Source organism: Methanothermococcus okinawensis IH1, assembly GCF_000179575.2.
GTDB classification, from domain to species: domain Archaea; phylum AGJL01; class Methanococci; order Methanococcales; family Methanococcaceae; genus Methanofervidicoccus; species Methanofervidicoccus okinawensis.
This window is the reverse complement of sequence record NC_015636.1, coordinates 26187-41965: the sequence shown is the minus strand read 5'-3', so window position 1 is coordinate 41965 and position 15779 is coordinate 26187. Positions and strand designations below refer to the sequence as shown.

Here is a 15779-nt window from a genome sequence, read left to right as displayed (position 1 = left end):
TGTATGAAAACATTTATTAAATTATATTCCAAAACATTTATTAAATTTTCGAAAATATTTTCAAGAGAAAATCTTTATAATTACTTAGATGAATCTATTGAAAAATACATTTTACAGAATCCTGATTTTAATACTTGTAATTTAAAAATAATAAATATAGGAGCAGGTGGAGGAATAAGTTATCATTTAAAAAAGAAAATTAAATGTATTGAGATAGATATTGATGAAAAAAGAAAACCTGATTTAGTATTAGATATACAAAATATGAATATAATAGATGATAATTCTATTGATATTATTTTTTGTTTAGAAGTTTTGGAGCATGTGCGAAACCCTTTTAAAGCCGTTGAGGAAATAAAAAGGATTCTAAAACCAGGTGGTATATTTGTAGGTTCAACACCCTTTATTATGCCAATACATGACGAACCTTATGATTATTTTAGATACACGAAATACGGAATTTTGAATTTGTTCAATGAATTTAAATGTTTAGAATTAAAAGAAAGAAATTCATATATAAAATCATGGTATGTCATATTAGTAAGATTGTTAAATATTGGGAATATTAAACAAAGGCTTATTGGAATTATATTATTTCCATTCATGTTATTGCTACTTCCTTTTATATTACTTTTTGATAAAATAATTACTAATAGACAGTCTACAACAGGTTATTTTTATGTTTTTAGAAAAAAACGGTGAAAAAATGAAAATAATTCGGTGATGTAATATGAAAAATATTTTGTTAATAACAAATGAATTGAATACAACAAATGGGTGGGCAACTGTTGGATATCATCTGAATAAAGAGCTTAATAATGAATACAATGTAATAGTTTTATCCCAAAATACCGATAAAAATAATAAATGTAATCTAATAACTTCAAACCATTACTATAATTTTTATAGATTATTGAAAGATTATTCTACTATTAAAAATAGTTTACACAATAAAAACTTTGACTTAATTATATGTAATATAGAACCTTTTTTGCCACTCGCTGTTTTACTTAAAAAATATTTTAATTCAAAATTGATATTATTTGGTTTTGGAACTTATATTTATTATCCTTTTGTAAAATTTCCATATAAATACTATAACAAATTCTGGATTAAATATGTAGATAAAATTATAGTTCCTAGTAAATTTACATATAACAAAGTTAGGGTGTGGTATAAAAAAGATAACTTGTTTATTGTTAAATTGGGTGTCAATATTGATGAATATCATCCTGTAAATATAAAAAAAGAGAAAGCATTTGTATTTGTGGGAGCACAGAAAGAAAGGAAAGGAGTAACATATCTAATATTAGCATTTGATAAATTAGTAAAGGAATATCCTGATGTAAAACTATATATGGTTGGAAAAAAATCAGAAAAATATTACAATTTTGTAAAAAATCATAATTTACATGAAAATATTATATTTACAGGAGAAGTTAATCATAATGAACTATTAGAATACTACTCAAAGAGTTTTGCCCATGTTTTACCATCTATTAATACAAAAAATGCATTTGAAGGATTTGGACTTGTCCATTTGGAAGCAAATGCATGCGGTATTCCTTCTATCGGTTCATTAGGAACAGCAAATGAGGAGGTTATTGTTGATGAATATAATGGTTTTTTATGCCCACAAAAAGATGTTAAATGTTTGTATGAAAGGATGAAAACTTTACTTGAAGATAAACAATTATATTCAAAAATGTGCAAAAATTCTTTAAAATATGCAAAAGAACACACATGGGGAAAAACTGCAGAAAATTTTAAGAGAATAATGGGTGAATTAGAATGAGAAAACTAATATCAAGAATAGTTGAAACTCTGAAACTTATATTTGGACATTATCCTAAAATGAAAATAAATGTTGATTATGATGAATATTGGTTAGTAAAAAGGGGGAAAAATTTAGGATTGTTATCGGATTTTCAAAGAGGGAGGGCAAATGTTATATTAAATCACTTGGAAAATAACACCACTATAAAAGATGTCGGGTGTGGTGATGGCGCAATATTAAATTATTTATCTAAACATATCAAATTTTCAAAAATTTATGGTGTTGATGTTTCAGATATAGTATTGGAACATATAAATAAATTAGGATTTGTTCCAATAAAATTAGACATAAATAATTTAAATGAAATTAAAAATCTCCCTAAAACAGATTATACTTTAGCGTTGGAACTTTTAGAACATTTACCTAACTCAGAGGAAGTTCTTTTAGAGTTGTTGAAAACAACTAATAAAAAACTTATATTTTCAATTCCCAATACTGGATTCATAGGTCATAGATTAAGATTGTTGTTTGGAAGTTTCCCATTACAGTGGAGAACTCATCCTGGAGAACATTTGAGATTTTGGACATATAACGATATAAAATTTTGGTTGAAAGAGTTGGGACTGTCTAAAAACTCAAAAATATATCTTTATGAAGGAATTCCATTATTAAATAAAATATTCCCAAGTTTATTTACCATGGGGATCCTTGTAGTGATAGAAAAAGAAAAAACTAATAAGTAGGTTTGCAAATCTATATAGTATACGTGATATTATCGCACCAAGTAATCCATAATAATATATAAACGCCAGTGCAAAAATGATTAATAAAAAATTTGTAATAAAATACATCTTGTTTAAATAATCTCCTTTTTTTTCTTTTATCAAATAATTATATGGAAGAATGGATAAAAAACTTATAAAGCTCAAATGAAAAATCATACTCAACAAAACATAGTCATAATATTGTGGATAAAACCATTTAAAAATAAACGGAGCTCCTATCCAATATATTAAAATTAAAAAAATAACAACTAAAAAAAACTTTTTAAAATGTTTCATTAATTCTTTTTTACTCATGTCTTTGGAAGCAATCTTTGGAAGAAGCATGGGGCTAAATGCATTTGCAACTATTTTTATTTGATTTGGTAATAATGTAATAATTTTAAAAATAGCTAAATCAGAAAATCCTAAAAAATAAGCAATAATCAAACTATCAAAATTGTTGGCAATATTTGAAAACGCCTGAGAATAACTAATACTTTTTCCAAATTCAATACTATGTTCATCAATTTTGTTGTTTTTTACAAATTTTTTAGCATAAAATAAACTAAAATAACCATTAATAATAATTTGAACTAAAACTGTAATAACGACAATCCAAAAAACACTTTCTGTAAAATACACCGTCACAACTATCAAAATTGTTGAAATAATACCAAAAAATGAAGATAATTTAGCTAAAATATCGAATCTTTTTTTACCATTTATTAAGTTAGGATAAAATCCAGAAATTGCATAAAACGGAAATATGGAAGATAATATTAAAAAAATAAGCATTAAATCAAATTTTCCGTAAAAATATTCGTAAATGGAAAATCCCAACAATAATAAACTTCCCACCCAACTCCATTTAAAAATTTCTTTCAGAGCTCTAAAATATGTTCCTTCATAACCTTTTGCAACAGCTTGAACAACGGCAACGCCCATTCCTGGAAGTGCAAATATCCCGGCGATACCTAAAACTGTCATTGCAAAACTATACTCTCCAAAAACTTCTTTCGATAACATGTTAGCAAAAACTATACTTAAAATAAAGCCCTTCAAAGTTCCAAAGAACTGCCCAATGCTTAACCAAAATCCGCCTTTTATAAAATAGGGAAGGTCTAAACCTACCCTTGAAGAATATTTCTTTGTAAGAATATATATTTTATCTTTTAAATTGTTGTAGTATTTCTTTATCATGCAAATCCCGTTTAATTTTACTTTTGCAATATTTTATTAAAAACTTTTTTATATTTTTCAACTGAGCTCCCCCAATCAAAATTATCATTTATAAATTTTTTTGCATTTTTTCCATAAATTTCCATTAAATCTTTATTTCTAATTAATTTAATAATTCCATCTTTAACTAACTCGGAACTGTTATCTTTCAACAAAACACCCGTGTTTCCATCGATAATAACTTCATCCCCTCCTTCATAAGGACTTGCAACGATAGCCTTTCCACAACACATGGCTTGAAGTAGTGAGCTTGACAAACCACCGCCTTTGTAGGATGAATGAATATATATATCACATGCTTTAACGATGCCTATTGCATCTTTAAAATCTTTTTTCCCAGTGAAATAAATTCCATTGTCTAAATATTCTCCTGAAAGTTTTTTAAGTCTTTGTAGGTCTTCACCATAACCTACAATAATTAAAACAGTTTTTTCTTTTATATCCTGTGGTAGTGCAATATAGGATTTTATAATATTTTCAACACCTTTCCATTTATACAACCTTCCTACAAAACATAATTTAATTTTGTTTTTAAATCTTTCTTTTATATAATTACTTTCTTTTATACTATCAATATATTCTATTTCCAAACCTCGGTATATTACAGGAATATTATCATTATCATCTTCAATGAAATTCTCTACAATAAACTTTTTAACAGCCTTTGATATTGCTATTACATAATCGGATTTTTTAAATATTATATTTCCAATAATTTTATCATAAAAATATGCTACTTTGTTTGTAAATTCATTTTCTACTTTAATAAATGCACTTCCATGCTCAACATGGATTAATTTTTTCCTATTGTATCTAAGTTTTGCAAAAAGAAACCCCAACAATGTATTTGAAAAGAACCTTGTTCTTGTCATTACTATATCAAAATCAATATTATACAAATTAAAAAACATCTTCCAAAATTTAATACTAAATATATTTGGAACAGGGTAATTGGATATAATTTCAAATGCAGGATAACGATAAATCTTAACATTGTTATGTCTTATTTCAAATTCATTATACTTTGGGATATTTGGTGCAAATATATAGATATTGTAATTTTCATCGTTTGATAAATATTTTACGAATTCATCCACATGAGTTTCCAAACCCCCTATATGTGGAACATAATATCCTGGGAAGATAATCAGTTTTATAGCATGCATATTTACCACATTAATAAAAATAATAAATAACTAAAAACTTATTGGGAGGCCATAATATTAACAGTTATTTAAATTATACGTTATGATATTTTATATATATGGTAATGTAATTACAATGCAGAGCTATTAGCATTATATCAAACAATGTTTTTTATAAATGGATTCAAGTATTACCCTTAAATTATATCAACATATGCATTAAAAAATATGCGAATTATATATGAGCTCCTATAATTCCAACACACTCATATAAATTCTTAGCAGTAAAATCTGCATAGCTTTCCTCATTGTCATGTAATATTCTTATAGTTTTACAACCTGAGCTCCTACCACAAATAATATCGCTTTCACTATCCCCAATCATCCAGCTTTTAGCAAAATCTATATTCCATTTTTCCTTAGCCTTTAAAAGCATGCCATTTTTTGGTTTTCTACAATTACATGTTCCCTCCAAATGTGGGCAATAGTATATATCATCTATCTCAGGCAATCGTTTTAACATATAGTTATGAACAACTTTTAAATCGTCTTCTGTCATTATCCCCTTTGCAATACCCTGCTGATTGGTAACTACGATTAATAAATATCCCATTTTTTTAAATTCAATTAATGCATCTTTTACCTTTGGAAGTATCTCAAATTCCCCAATATTTTTAACATAATCCCCAATTAACTGTTTATTGATTACTCCATCCCTATCAAGGAATATGGCTTTATTATTATTCTTATCAATGATTTCCATAATTTCCCATTATTATTTTTTAATTTTGTTACATTATTATTTTATTTACCTTAATAACGATAGTATGTTTTTTAATACTTCTGGAATAAATGGCAATATTATAATTAAAATTACTCACCATATTATACACTAAACAACTCCTCCAAACTAACTGTTGCAGTTCCGACTTTTCCAACTACTATGGAGCTCGCCTTATTTGCCAGATTAACTGCATCTACTAAATCATATTTTTTACTTAAAGCATAGCCAAGCGTGGCAATATATGTATCTCCTGCACCAGAAACATCGTGTATTTCCTTAGCCTCAGTTGGAATGTGATATATCTCACCGTCAAGTGTAATTAGTGTAGAACCTTTTTCACTTCTTGTAATTACCACATTTGCATTATATTTACCCACAATGTCTAATCCAGCTTTTTCAACATCTTCATTGGTGTTTTTTATATCTCTTCCAACAATTCCGGAAGCTTCTTTTAAATTTGGTTTTATTAGATATACATTTTTATATAGGTGTATATTGTCAGGTTTTGGGTCTATCAATATTCTACCTTTAAACTGTTTTTTTATAGTTTCCATTAAATCTTCTGTAATTACTCCTTTTGCATAGTCTGAAATTATCAATATATCGGGATTAAGTTCTACTATTTTATCAACAAACATCTTTGAATAATTACCATTCAATGGGTGCTTTTCCTCATAATCTACCCTTAAAAGTTGCTGATTGTATCCTAATGCAACAAATCTATGCTTTACAATTGTAGGTCTTCCATCGCTTATAAAATAATATTTTATATCCTTTTTTCTGCATAATTCGACCATTTGCCTACCAAAATTACCATTTTCATTACATATTCCCAATAATACAACTTCTTCATTTAAAGATGAGATATTGTTGGCAACATTGCCTGCCCCTCCAAGTGTATATCTTTCTTTGACTACATTTAATACAGGAACTGGTGCTTCTGGATTTATCCTTTCAACCTTCCCGTAGGTATATTTATCAAGCATTACATCCCCTAAAACGCATATCATATTTTCCCTCATTTATTATTTTATTTTCATTCCTTTATATCTTATTTTTTATTTTATCTATTTATTTTTTTATTTTTTATTCATTATTTATTGCCGTATTTCTCCAAAACCCATTCAATTATATTTGTTGTGGAAAATCCCTTAATTAATGGAATTATCTTTATTTCCCCGCCATATTCTTTAATTATTTCTGCTTCTGGCAAATCTTCTTCCTTATAGTCCCCTCCTTTTACATGAATATCTGGCTTTATAATTTTTATTAAATTTATAGGCGTTTCTTCATCAAATGGAACTACAAAATCGATTGATTTTAAATTATTTAATACATATATTCTTGATTCTAATGGAATAATGGGTCTTTTATCCCCTTTTATTTTTTTATGGATTTGTCGGAGTTGATACCAACTATTAAAACATCTCCAAATCTTTTTGCATGATTCAAATATTCAACATGTCCTTTATGGATTATATCGAAACACCCATTTGTAAATACAATTTTTAGATTTTGAGCTTTTAATTCACTTACTATATATTTTAATAGAGCTCTGTTGGTAATTATCATGGTTTCACAGATTTTTTATATTTTTCATTTTTGTTTTTAAATTTTTTATGTTATTTTATAATTCCTTTTCAACTTCTTCACATATCACATGGTATATCGTTAGATGACATTCCTGTACCCTTGCAGTATTATTTGAATCAACAATTAATGGCAAATCCACAATATCCTTTAATTTTCCTCCGCTTTTTCCAAGTAACCCAATGGTGTATATATCCATTTCTTTTGCCTTATTGACTGCATTTATTACATTTTTGGAGTTTCCACTTGTGGATATACCAACTAAAACATCCCCCTTTTTACCAAGTGCTTCAACCTGCCGTTCAAATATTTTATCAAATCCATAATCATTTCCTATTGCGGTTAAAATAGATGTATCTGTTGTAAGAGCTATTGCTGGAAATCCTCTTCTTTCTAATTTAAATCTTCCCACTATTTCTGCTGCAAAATGCTGAGCATCTGCGGCACTCCCACCATTTCCACATATTAATAATTTATTTCCATTTTTTAATGAATCTTTTATTATTTCAATACATTTTTTTAAATTTTCCTCATTTTTATTTATAAAGTTTATCTTCACATTTGCAGATTCTTTAAAGTAATTTTTTAACATGATACACCTCTAATCTTTATAATGTAGTATGAAGAATAGATATGAATTATTACTAAAATCGTTTATTTTTATTTTTATATATTATTATAGCTATTGTTATATTCTTTACTATTATTATATTTTTTATCAAATTAAATACTATATTTTTATTTATTTTTGCTTATTATTGACAAATTTTTCAAATATCTCATAATTCCAATTTCCAAAATAGGTATGTTTTCCAGTTAAATTCAGATGGTTTAATGTTAAGTTGTCTTTGAAATATAAAAGTTTAGGAGCTCTTGCAAAGACATTTATTTCGTCTCCTACAAATATAAAAAATGGTTGCATAAAGTTTATTTTTGGATGAGAATATGATATATTCACAATAGCGGGGTAGTGTTTTCCATCTATGGAACCAAATATCCAACCTTTTACCCTATCAAAAATCGATTGTTTTATATGAATATACTGGCATGGATAGGTTTTGTTATTATATGTGATGGAAGTATATTGAATTTCCATATTGTCCAATTTTTTATTAAATAGCTTTATAGATTTTGCCAATTTTAATTTATACTTCTTAACAAGCTTTTCATCGGGTAATTTTTGATGTATTATGCATTTTTCAACTTCATTATATTTTTTTAGTTTGCAGAGTGCATTTAAGTTTGAAATATATTCCTTTAATTCCACATTATATTCTTCTAAATAATAACATTTTCCAAATATCAGTTTTGGGACATATCTTGCATATTCTTTTGGTATTTTAGCAATAATTTTATTTAATATTATATTTCCAAGTTTATTTCTTTCATTATCGTTTAAATTTACTAATTTAGCATTTGGATTAAATCCATTATTCTTTAAAAATAAAATAGATTGAGATTCACTTTTAAACAGCGGAACTTCGTTAAAATACAACACTGACCTGAACAATGGATAATTTTTTCCATATAACAATAAATCATCTCTTTCAACAATATGTAAATTTTTAAAATAATTTCTATATTTTGATATATCGTTGTTTTTATAGAACCCCCACAATATTTTAGAAAAATAGATTACCTCATCATCATTATTTGATGATACAATATTATATAATACATCGGATAACATACATAGTACCTTTAATTATTACTTATAATCTATTATAATTTATTATATTTATTTTTATACTATATGGTTATATTGTATGGACATATAAAATATTTCTATATCATATTTTTCATTAGTATATCTATTCATTGTTTAATATTTAATTTTAATTTATAAATAATAATGTGTGATATCATGAGATTGTTTGGAACATCAGGCATAAGAATGAAAAATTTAAATCCAGAGATTGCGTATAAGATAGGATTTGCAGTATCTCAAATAGCTAAAAATGTTGTAATAGGAAGGGACACTAGAACAACAGGAGGATTAATTAAAAATGCACTTATTACAGGACTTTTAAATGGGGGAGCTGATATAACAAACATAGGGATTGTTCCAACACCAACCCTTGGTTTTTCGGCAAGGGATTACGATATTGGTATTATGATTACGGCATCCCATAATCCACCAGAATACAACGGCATAAAACTTTTTAACAGGGATGGAACTGCATTTAGACCAGAACAGGAAAAACAAATAGAAAAAATTGTATTCAATAAAGATTTTAAAAGGGCAGACTGGAATTGTATTGGAAATGTTTGGAAGGATGAAACTGCAATAAAGAGATATAGGGATTTTATTCTTAAACATATCGATATAGACAAACATTACAATGTTGTTGTAGATTGTGCAAACTCAGCTGGTTGTGTAGTCTCACCCTATTTATTTACCGATGTCGGAGCTCATGTAATATCTGTAAATGCCCATATCGATGGAAGATTTGTAGGGAGGATGCCAGAACCCAATGAAAAGAATTTATACGAAACTATGAAAATGATTAGGGGATTGAATGAAAGGGATAAAACGGATAATGGCAGTAATAGTAACGGCAATAATATCAATAAAAAATACATAGGTATTGCCCATGATGGTGACGCCGATAGAATGATAGCCATAGATGAAAAAGGAAGATTAACCGATTTTGATAAATTGCTTGCCATATTCTCTCGATATATTGTAGAAAAAACCAATAAAAAAACAATAATTACCACAGTAGATGCTTCAATGTCCATTGATGTGTATTTAAAAGATTTAAATGTAAATATCATTAGAACAAAAGTTGGAGATGTAGCAGTTTCAGAAGCCTTAAATAAATATAATGCCATTTTTGGAGGAGAACCATCTGGAACATGGATTCATAGGGACATACATTTAACTCCGGATGGTATTTTATCGGGATTGAGGATTTTAGAGATGATGGAATTCTACGATAAAAAATTATATGAGCTCATAGATGAAGTCCCATCCTATGTGAATTTAAGGGAAAAATTTCCATGTCCAGATAATAAAAAATTGGATATAATGAATTATGTAATTGAACATGGAGAAAAAATATATCGTGTAATCCCTGAGACAATTGACGGAGCTCGGTTTAATTTAGATGATGGATGGGTGCTTATAAGACCTTCTGGAACTGAACCTTATATAAGGATAAGGGTTGAAGCGAAAAATCCTAACATGGCAAAGGAGCTCTTGGAAAAAGGTATTAAATTAGTTAAAATGGCAAAATAATATATATAATTTTTTATTAATTCATTATTATTTATATGTTATATAGATATTCCCTTCTTATCATTCATTATATTATTATTTATCGTTAATTTTATTATTATTTTCTTTTTTAGGTCGATGTATAACTTCCAAATGTGGGTAGGCTATTTCAACATTATCTTCTTTTTCAAATTTTGCAAGTATATTTCCTATAATTTTGGTTTTTATATCTGCACATTTGAATGCATCAACTAAATACCTTACCTTTATTTCAATAGCACTGTCTAAAAGTTTCATTCTTATAATTGGTTTATCAATAATTTCTGCCCTTGCAAATAACCTTGGTTTATTTTTCCAAACTTCTGCGAGCTCTTGCATGGTATCTCCAACAATATCATTGCAAGCTTCAAAAATAAGCTTTTTAGATTTTCTCCAATCACTTTCATAGGTTATTCCCACAGTAATATAATCCCATATATATAAAGAACCTCTTGTATAATTTATTAGAGCATTTGTTAAGACATACGCATTAGGAATTGTCAAATTTCTTCCTGTTGGTTCATTATCAACTTCTCTTAAATAAATATGCATGATATCTATCTTATATACATCGCCTATTCCTATATCTTTTATGCATATCCTATCGTTAATTTTAAAAGGTCTCATTATAATAAGATATATCCATCCTGCAAAGTTCATAATAGGGCGTTGTAATGAAAATGTTAATGCTGCACCTATAAGACCAAGGGACATTACAAGGGAGCCAATACCTTTATATAAAGTGGAAATTGCAATTAAACCTGTAATAGTCCATATTATATATTTAACTACTGATGAAAACATAGGATAATCTCTTAAATCCCCTTTTTTTTCAAAAAATTTTCTGATTAATTCCATAGATATATCTAAAAATATTAATGTCCCGAGAATTAACACCATCAATATAATAATTTTTCCACTATACTCTCTTAATGTAAATATGTAATTATATACATCTAATTTTGTTCCCAAATAATACAATATAACAAATAAAATTATTATTTTAACTAATATTTTGGTATTAAATATTAAACTTCTGTTAATCATATTTTCCCATTTTAAAGAAATTTAAAATAAAAATATTAGGGTGGGTCATTTTGTATATTCTTTAAATATCAACACTAAATATTAAAACAAATTTAATCGTTCCCATATATGAAAATTAAAAAGTTAATGGAAACGAATTATTATGACCCACGCTAATAAAAATATATTATATTTTACTATTCATATTATTTAATTTTAATATTATTATTTATTATTTAGAATATATTTATTTATTAATCATTATTAATTATAGTTATTATTAATTATTATTTTTTCATTATAAATTTTCACAGAGGTATTTTAAAGCATCCTCCTCCATAAAGTGCAATTTTCCAGGGATAATAATACAATGCAAAGGTTTTCCAAAATCATGCTTTAATAAATCTTTTATTTTCCCATATACTATTTTTGGTTTTAAACTTCCAGCTCTTGCCACTACAATAACCTTTGTATTTTCATTTAATATATTTTCCTTTCTTTTTTCTTCAATTTTTAACAGTATTTCAAGACCTTCATTTGCAGTCATAAATTTATTTTCATCCGCATGTATATCCAAAAGGCATAGAGTATGGTATCCCATTTTTAAGTTTTCTTTTATTACATTATAGGGAGTTTCTGGAAAGTAATTTGGTTCAGGAAATACTATCGAAGTTGTTTTTCCAAATTTATACAATTGCAAACCTGTAATACCTACTGCTGAATATATTGAAGGAGCATTTATAATAATTACTTCAATTCCCTTCTTCCTCGCTTCAACAGCAATATCTACATGTGTTGTTGCTACCATAGGGTCTCCTGCGGTAAGGAACATTACATCTTTATCCTTACTTTCATTTATTAATTTTTCCGTCTCATATTCTACCTTTTCCCTATTTAAAACTGTTATTTCTTTTCCAAGGGTTTTTTCTATTTTTTCAATTGTAGTTCCCGTTAAAACAGCGGTATAAAATTCAGCGTAAATTTTATCTACTTTTTTGGCATATTCTAATGTTTTTAATGTCATATCTTTTTCATCATATAATCCCAATCCTGCAAGTATCAACATGAGCTCACCTTTGATTTTATAAAATTATATCCCTATTAAATAAAACAACTATAAAAATAGTATTAACAGTATTATAAAAATTACATAATAAAATAGTAATTAAATAATAAAAAATCTTTCATATATATTCATATTTTCATTAGCGAATAAAATTTAGAAGAAACATGAAAATAAAATAAAAAGAATAGAAAAAGAAATAAAAATTTAATTATTCTTTTAAACCTAATTTTTCAAGAACAGGGTCACAGGATATAAAGTGTAAATCGAGAGCAACATCTTTTGGTTTCATACCCATAGCAAGACCTAACAACTGTGAATAATGTATGACTGGAACGGAGTATTCTCTTTCAAATTTCTCTTTTATCTCAACCTGACCTCTATCAAACTGTAAATGACAGAACGGACATACTTCTGTTATACAGTCTCCACCTGCTTCAATTACATTTTTGATTTTTGTTTCTGTCATTGTTAATGCCGTTTCTAAGTCTCTTGCTCTTACACCACCACCTGCACCACAGCACATCTGTTTATCCTTGTAATCAACCGAGGTTGCACCAATTGCTTCAACAAGGGCATCGAATGATCTTGGTCTTTCTGCACTTTCTATATTTTTAATGTCTGATGGTTTCAAATAGTGACATCCATAATGAACAGCTACATTTAAATTAATAGGTCTCTCAACCTTTTCAGCTATTGCATCTGTTCCATAATGGAAGTATAATACCTCTGGAAGGTGTCTTACATTTATTATTCCTTTAAATTCATAGCCATATTTTGAAAGGGTTTCATTTACTTTTTTCCTTGTTTCTTCATGTTCTTTTAATATATGATTTGCCTCATACAATGAGCCATAACATCCATTACAAATGGTTAATACATCTAATTCTTTCTCCTCTGCAAGGCATAAATTTCTTGCAGCTAATGTGAGCCATGTTGGCAAATCAAATGAACCGAAAACCCCTGGTGCTGGACAACAGGATGCTTTTTCAAAAGGATGTAATTTTATGCCTAATTTATCCATAGCTTTATAGGTTGCACTTTCTATACCTGGGTATCTATTTGGTGCTATACATCCTAAAAAAAACATGTACTCTAAATCACTCATCTTTTCACCAATTTAATCTATAATATTATATAATAAATAATAAATTAATAAATGACATATATTATTAAAATTAATTAAATCTTAGTTTATTCACTTAAATCTTCCCATTCTATTGGTTTAAGTTCTTCTAATTTTTTTGTTGTTGGACAAATTCCTACCTTATCGCAGAGTCCCATATCATTCATAATTCCTCTTACATCTTCCAAAGCCTCTGGGTATTTGTGGGTTGTTGGTGGAATTTCAGTTAATCCTATATTTTTCCTTACCTCTTTTATCTGGTCATTTACAGGAACTGCATGTCCTGTTAAATAAACATACAATGTAGTTTTTCTATGGGCTAGTGCCATATATCCCATTTGAGATGCAACATTTCTCATGGCTTTGATTATGTCCGTAATTTTTACATTTCTTGGACATCTTTCATAGCAGGTATAACAGGTTGTGCATTTCCAAAGGTCTTCACTTTTTATGTAGTCTCCCAATCCTAACATTGCAGACCTTATTAATTTTCTTGTTCTAAATGCAGTTATTCTTCCACTTGGACAGGAACCTGTGCATGTTCCGCATTGATAACATCTTCTAAATGATTTTGTAGCTTCATCTTCACCGATAGCTTTTCCAGCCTCTATTACTTTCTCTGGAAATTTTGGATTAAAATCTTTTGAACTTAAAACCATATTTTCACCTCTTATATTATGTTGATATAATATGTATATATAAATGACCATACGATGTGCTTTATAATACAACTGTATAATAGTTATTAATATAATAGTTAATTTTATAAATAAAAATAATATACTCTAAAAAAATAATTTATCATAATTAATAATGAAAAATTATATTTATAATTATTATAATTATTGCCTATCATATAAAAAACTAAAAGGGATACCATGTACGAAGGAGAAATCGCAATAGGACCTATTCATTCTGCTATACTTGAACCGCATAGGTTGAGATTATTTATTGAAGATGAAATTGTGAAAGATGCCGAGCTCACCATAGGTGTTAATCATAGGGGCATAGAAAGACTTATGGAAGGGCTCCCACCAGAAAAGGCGTGCATACTTACGGAAAAAATCTGTGGAATATGTTCCCATATACATTTGTGGAATTCTGTCAGGGTTGTTGAAACGGGAAGCAATATAGAAGTTCCAGAAAGGGCTAACTATATAAGGGTAATTGTAGAAGAATTAGAGAGGCTTCATTCCCATACCTTGGTATTTGGTCATGCATTTGAAATACTTGGACATGAGACAATGTCTATGAGGGCATTCATGCTTAGGGAACCTGTAATGCAGATGTTATTTGATATAAGCGGAAGTAGAGTGCACTATTCCTGTCCTATAATCGGCGGGATAAGACCAAGATGTAATATAAAGGACAGCCAGATTTCAGGTCTTATTGAACGAATAGAAAAATATGAGGAAAATTTAAAGAAATTAGCAGATAGGACTATAAACGACCCAATGTTAGTTTCTCGTATGAAGGATATTGGTATTATGGATAGAAAGGTGGCAGCAAAATATCATGCAGTTGGACCTACTGCAAGAGCAAGCAATGTAAAAAGTGACATGAGAAAAATGGGATATGCTCCTGAATACGACCCATTTGAATTTGATGAGATACTGCTCGATGATGGCGATGTTTTAGCAAGAATTATTGTAAGAATATATGAATGCCTTGAAAGTGTTAAGATTTTAAAACAGGCATTGAAGGAGCTCCCAAATCTTCCTGAAAAATTCTACAATCCAAACTATGAAATAACAGAATTTAAGCCTATCGACATATACAACGAAGCACAGAGGGGACAGGTTTATCACTCCTATGGTGTTGATGGAGAAGGTAGAGTAAGACACTCAAAGGTAAGGACACCAACAGCAACGAATTTAGCATGTATGGAAAAAATATTAAAAGGTTATCACGTATCTGATGCTGAATTAATTATAGCAAGTTGTGACCCCTGCTTCACATGCACAGATAGGTTAATTGTATTAAAACAGTGCATTGAGTGATTAATT

Annotated in this window: 15 protein-coding genes and 1 pseudogene; 5 read left to right on the top strand and 11 right to left on the bottom strand. The window is 28.0% G+C overall.

All coding sequences use genetic code 11. The features are described from left to right. Positions 1 to 3 precede the first annotated feature (3 nt). The 3 genes from METOK_RS08285 to METOK_RS00220 are packed head-to-tail and all read left to right on the top strand — an operon-like array spanning position 4 to position 2520. The gene (locus METOK_RS08285) at positions 4 to 702 is read left to right on the top strand and encodes a methyltransferase domain-containing protein (RefSeq protein WP_013866229.1); all 699 of its coding nucleotides are present in this window, start codon (positions 4 to 6) and stop codon (positions 700 to 702) included. A 28-nt stretch (positions 703 to 730) separates the two neighbouring features. Next, entirely contained in the window at positions 731 to 1795 is a 1065-nt protein-coding gene (locus METOK_RS00225; protein WP_013866228.1) for a glycosyltransferase family 4 protein, read from the top strand. Then, entirely contained in the window at positions 1792 to 2520 is a 729-nt protein-coding gene (locus METOK_RS00220; protein WP_013866227.1) for a class I SAM-dependent methyltransferase, read from the top strand. The genes METOK_RS00225 and METOK_RS00220 overlap by 4 nt, the downstream gene beginning before the upstream one ends. On the opposite strand, the gene METOK_RS00215 is transcribed toward METOK_RS00220, so the two are convergent. The 7 genes and pseudogenes from METOK_RS00215 to METOK_RS00185 form a co-directional block, all read right to left on the bottom strand. Continuing rightward, positions 2467 to 3741 carry a lipopolysaccharide biosynthesis protein gene (locus METOK_RS00215; RefSeq protein ID WP_013866226.1) on the bottom strand — a complete coding sequence of 425 codons (1275 nt, stop codon included), beginning with the start codon at positions 3739 to 3741 and terminating at the stop codon, positions 2467 to 2469. The two genes, METOK_RS00220 and METOK_RS00215, sit on opposite strands and share 54 nt — an antisense overlap. Before the next feature lie 17 nt (positions 3742 to 3758). Beyond that, the gene (locus METOK_RS00210) at positions 3759 to 4946 is read right to left on the bottom strand and encodes a glycosyltransferase family 4 protein (RefSeq protein ID WP_013866225.1); all 1188 of its coding nucleotides are present in this window, start codon (positions 4944 to 4946) and stop codon (positions 3759 to 3761) included. 214 nt (positions 4947 to 5160) lie between these two features. Then, on the bottom strand, positions 5161 to 5688 hold the full coding sequence (locus METOK_RS00205; protein ID WP_013866224.1) for a D-glycero-alpha-D-manno-heptose-1,7-bisphosphate 7-phosphatase: 528 nt from the start codon (positions 5686 to 5688) through the stop codon (positions 5161 to 5163). Between the two features lie 122 nt (positions 5689 to 5810). Continuing rightward, positions 5811 to 6719, bottom strand: coding sequence for a bifunctional heptose 7-phosphate kinase/heptose 1-phosphate adenyltransferase (locus METOK_RS00200; RefSeq protein WP_013866223.1), 909 nt, complete (start codon positions 6717 to 6719; stop codon positions 5811 to 5813). An 83-nt stretch (positions 6720 to 6802) separates the two neighbouring features. Continuing rightward, positions 6803 to 7281, bottom strand: a pseudogene (gene rfaE2 / locus METOK_RS09030) (D-glycero-beta-D-manno-heptose 1-phosphate adenylyltransferase). A 55-nt stretch (positions 7282 to 7336) separates the two neighbouring features. Next, positions 7337 to 7891: a D-sedoheptulose 7-phosphate isomerase gene (gene gmhA / locus METOK_RS00190; protein WP_013866221.1), complete on the bottom strand. Its 555-nt coding sequence runs from the start codon at positions 7889 to 7891 to the stop codon at positions 7337 to 7339. A 150-nt stretch (positions 7892 to 8041) separates the two neighbouring features. Further along, the gene (locus METOK_RS00185; RefSeq protein ID WP_013866220.1) at positions 8042 to 8989 is read right to left on the bottom strand and encodes a hypothetical protein; all 948 of its coding nucleotides are present in this window, start codon (positions 8987 to 8989) and stop codon (positions 8042 to 8044) included. Positions 8990 to 9163: 174 nt separating this feature from the next. Between METOK_RS00185 and glmM the strand changes: the two genes are divergently transcribed. Then, positions 9164 to 10540: a phosphoglucosamine mutase gene (glmM, locus tag METOK_RS00180; protein WP_013866219.1), complete on the top strand. Its 1377-nt coding sequence runs from the start codon at positions 9164 to 9166 to the stop codon at positions 10538 to 10540. Between the two features lie 75 nt (positions 10541 to 10615). On the opposite strand, the gene METOK_RS00175 is transcribed toward glmM, so the two are convergent. From METOK_RS00175 to hdrC, 4 genes are all read right to left on the bottom strand, one after another. Further along, positions 10616 to 11605 carry a mechanosensitive ion channel family protein gene (locus METOK_RS00175; RefSeq protein ID WP_013866218.1) on the bottom strand — a complete coding sequence of 330 codons (990 nt, stop codon included), beginning with the start codon at positions 11603 to 11605 and terminating at the stop codon, positions 10616 to 10618. Positions 11606 to 11882: 277 nt separating this feature from the next. Next, a complete protein-coding gene (gene dph5 / locus METOK_RS00170; RefSeq protein ID WP_013866217.1) occupies positions 11883 to 12650 on the bottom strand; it encodes a diphthine synthase in 768 nt (255 codons plus the stop codon). 208 nt (positions 12651 to 12858) lie between these two features. Next, positions 12859 to 13755 carry a CoB--CoM heterodisulfide reductase subunit B gene (hdrB, locus tag METOK_RS00165; protein ID WP_013866216.1) on the bottom strand — a complete coding sequence of 299 codons (897 nt, stop codon included), beginning with the start codon at positions 13753 to 13755 and terminating at the stop codon, positions 12859 to 12861. A gap of 86 nt (positions 13756 to 13841) precedes the next feature. Next, positions 13842 to 14432, bottom strand: coding sequence for a CoB--CoM heterodisulfide reductase subunit C (gene hdrC, locus METOK_RS00160; protein WP_013866215.1), 591 nt, complete (start codon positions 14430 to 14432; stop codon positions 13842 to 13844). Positions 14433 to 14651: 219 nt separating this feature from the next. Between hdrC and METOK_RS00155 the strand changes: the two genes are divergently transcribed. Then, positions 14652 to 15773 (top strand): hydrogenase large subunit, encoded by a 1122-nt coding sequence (locus METOK_RS00155; protein ID WP_013866214.1) that lies wholly within the window; start codon positions 14652 to 14654, stop codon positions 15771 to 15773. Positions 15774 to 15779: the final 6 nt, after the last annotated feature.

Excerpts from the sequence above, each read along its gene's own strand:
- METOK_RS00205 (WP_013866224.1), bottom strand. The coding sequence starts at position 5,688 with ATGGAAATCATTGATAAGAATAATAATAAAGCCATATTCCTTGATAGG.
- METOK_RS00210 (WP_013866225.1), bottom strand. The coding sequence starts at position 4,946 with ATGCATGCTATAAAACTGATTATCTTCCCAGGATATTATGTTCCACAT.
- METOK_RS00215 (WP_013866226.1), bottom strand. The coding sequence starts at position 3,741 with ATGATAAAGAAATACTACAACAATTTAAAAGATAAAATATATATTCTT.
- gmhA (WP_013866221.1), bottom strand. The coding sequence starts at position 7,891 with ATGTTAAAAAATTACTTTAAAGAATCTGCAAATGTGAAGATAAACTTT.
- METOK_RS00185 (WP_013866220.1), bottom strand. The coding sequence starts at position 8,989 with ATGTTATCCGATGTATTATATAATATTGTATCATCAAATAATGATGAT.
- hdrC (WP_013866215.1), bottom strand. The coding sequence starts at position 14,432 with ATGGTTTTAAGTTCAAAAGATTTTAATCCAAAATTTCCAGAGAAAGTA.
- METOK_RS00155 (WP_013866214.1), top strand. The coding sequence starts at position 14,652 with ATGTACGAAGGAGAAATCGCAATAGGACCTATTCATTCTGCTATACTT.
- METOK_RS00175 (WP_013866218.1), bottom strand. The coding sequence starts at position 11,605 with ATGATTAACAGAAGTTTAATATTTAATACCAAAATATTAGTTAAAATA.
- METOK_RS08285 (WP_013866229.1), top strand. The coding sequence starts at position 4 with ATGAAAACATTTATTAAATTATATTCCAAAACATTTATTAAATTTTCG.
- METOK_RS00220 (WP_013866227.1), top strand. The coding sequence starts at position 1,792 with ATGAGAAAACTAATATCAAGAATAGTTGAAACTCTGAAACTTATATTT.
- METOK_RS00225 (WP_013866228.1), top strand. The coding sequence starts at position 731 with ATGAAAAATATTTTGTTAATAACAAATGAATTGAATACAACAAATGGG.
- glmM (WP_013866219.1), top strand. The coding sequence starts at position 9,164 with ATGAGATTGTTTGGAACATCAGGCATAAGAATGAAAAATTTAAATCCA.
- dph5 (WP_013866217.1), bottom strand. The coding sequence starts at position 12,650 with ATGTTGATACTTGCAGGATTGGGATTATATGATGAAAAAGATATGACA.
- hdrB (WP_013866216.1), bottom strand. The coding sequence starts at position 13,755 with ATGAGTGATTTAGAGTACATGTTTTTTTTAGGATGTATAGCACCAAAT.
- METOK_RS00200 (WP_013866223.1), bottom strand. The coding sequence starts at position 6,719 with ATGATATGCGTTTTAGGGGATGTAATGCTTGATAAATATACCTACGGG.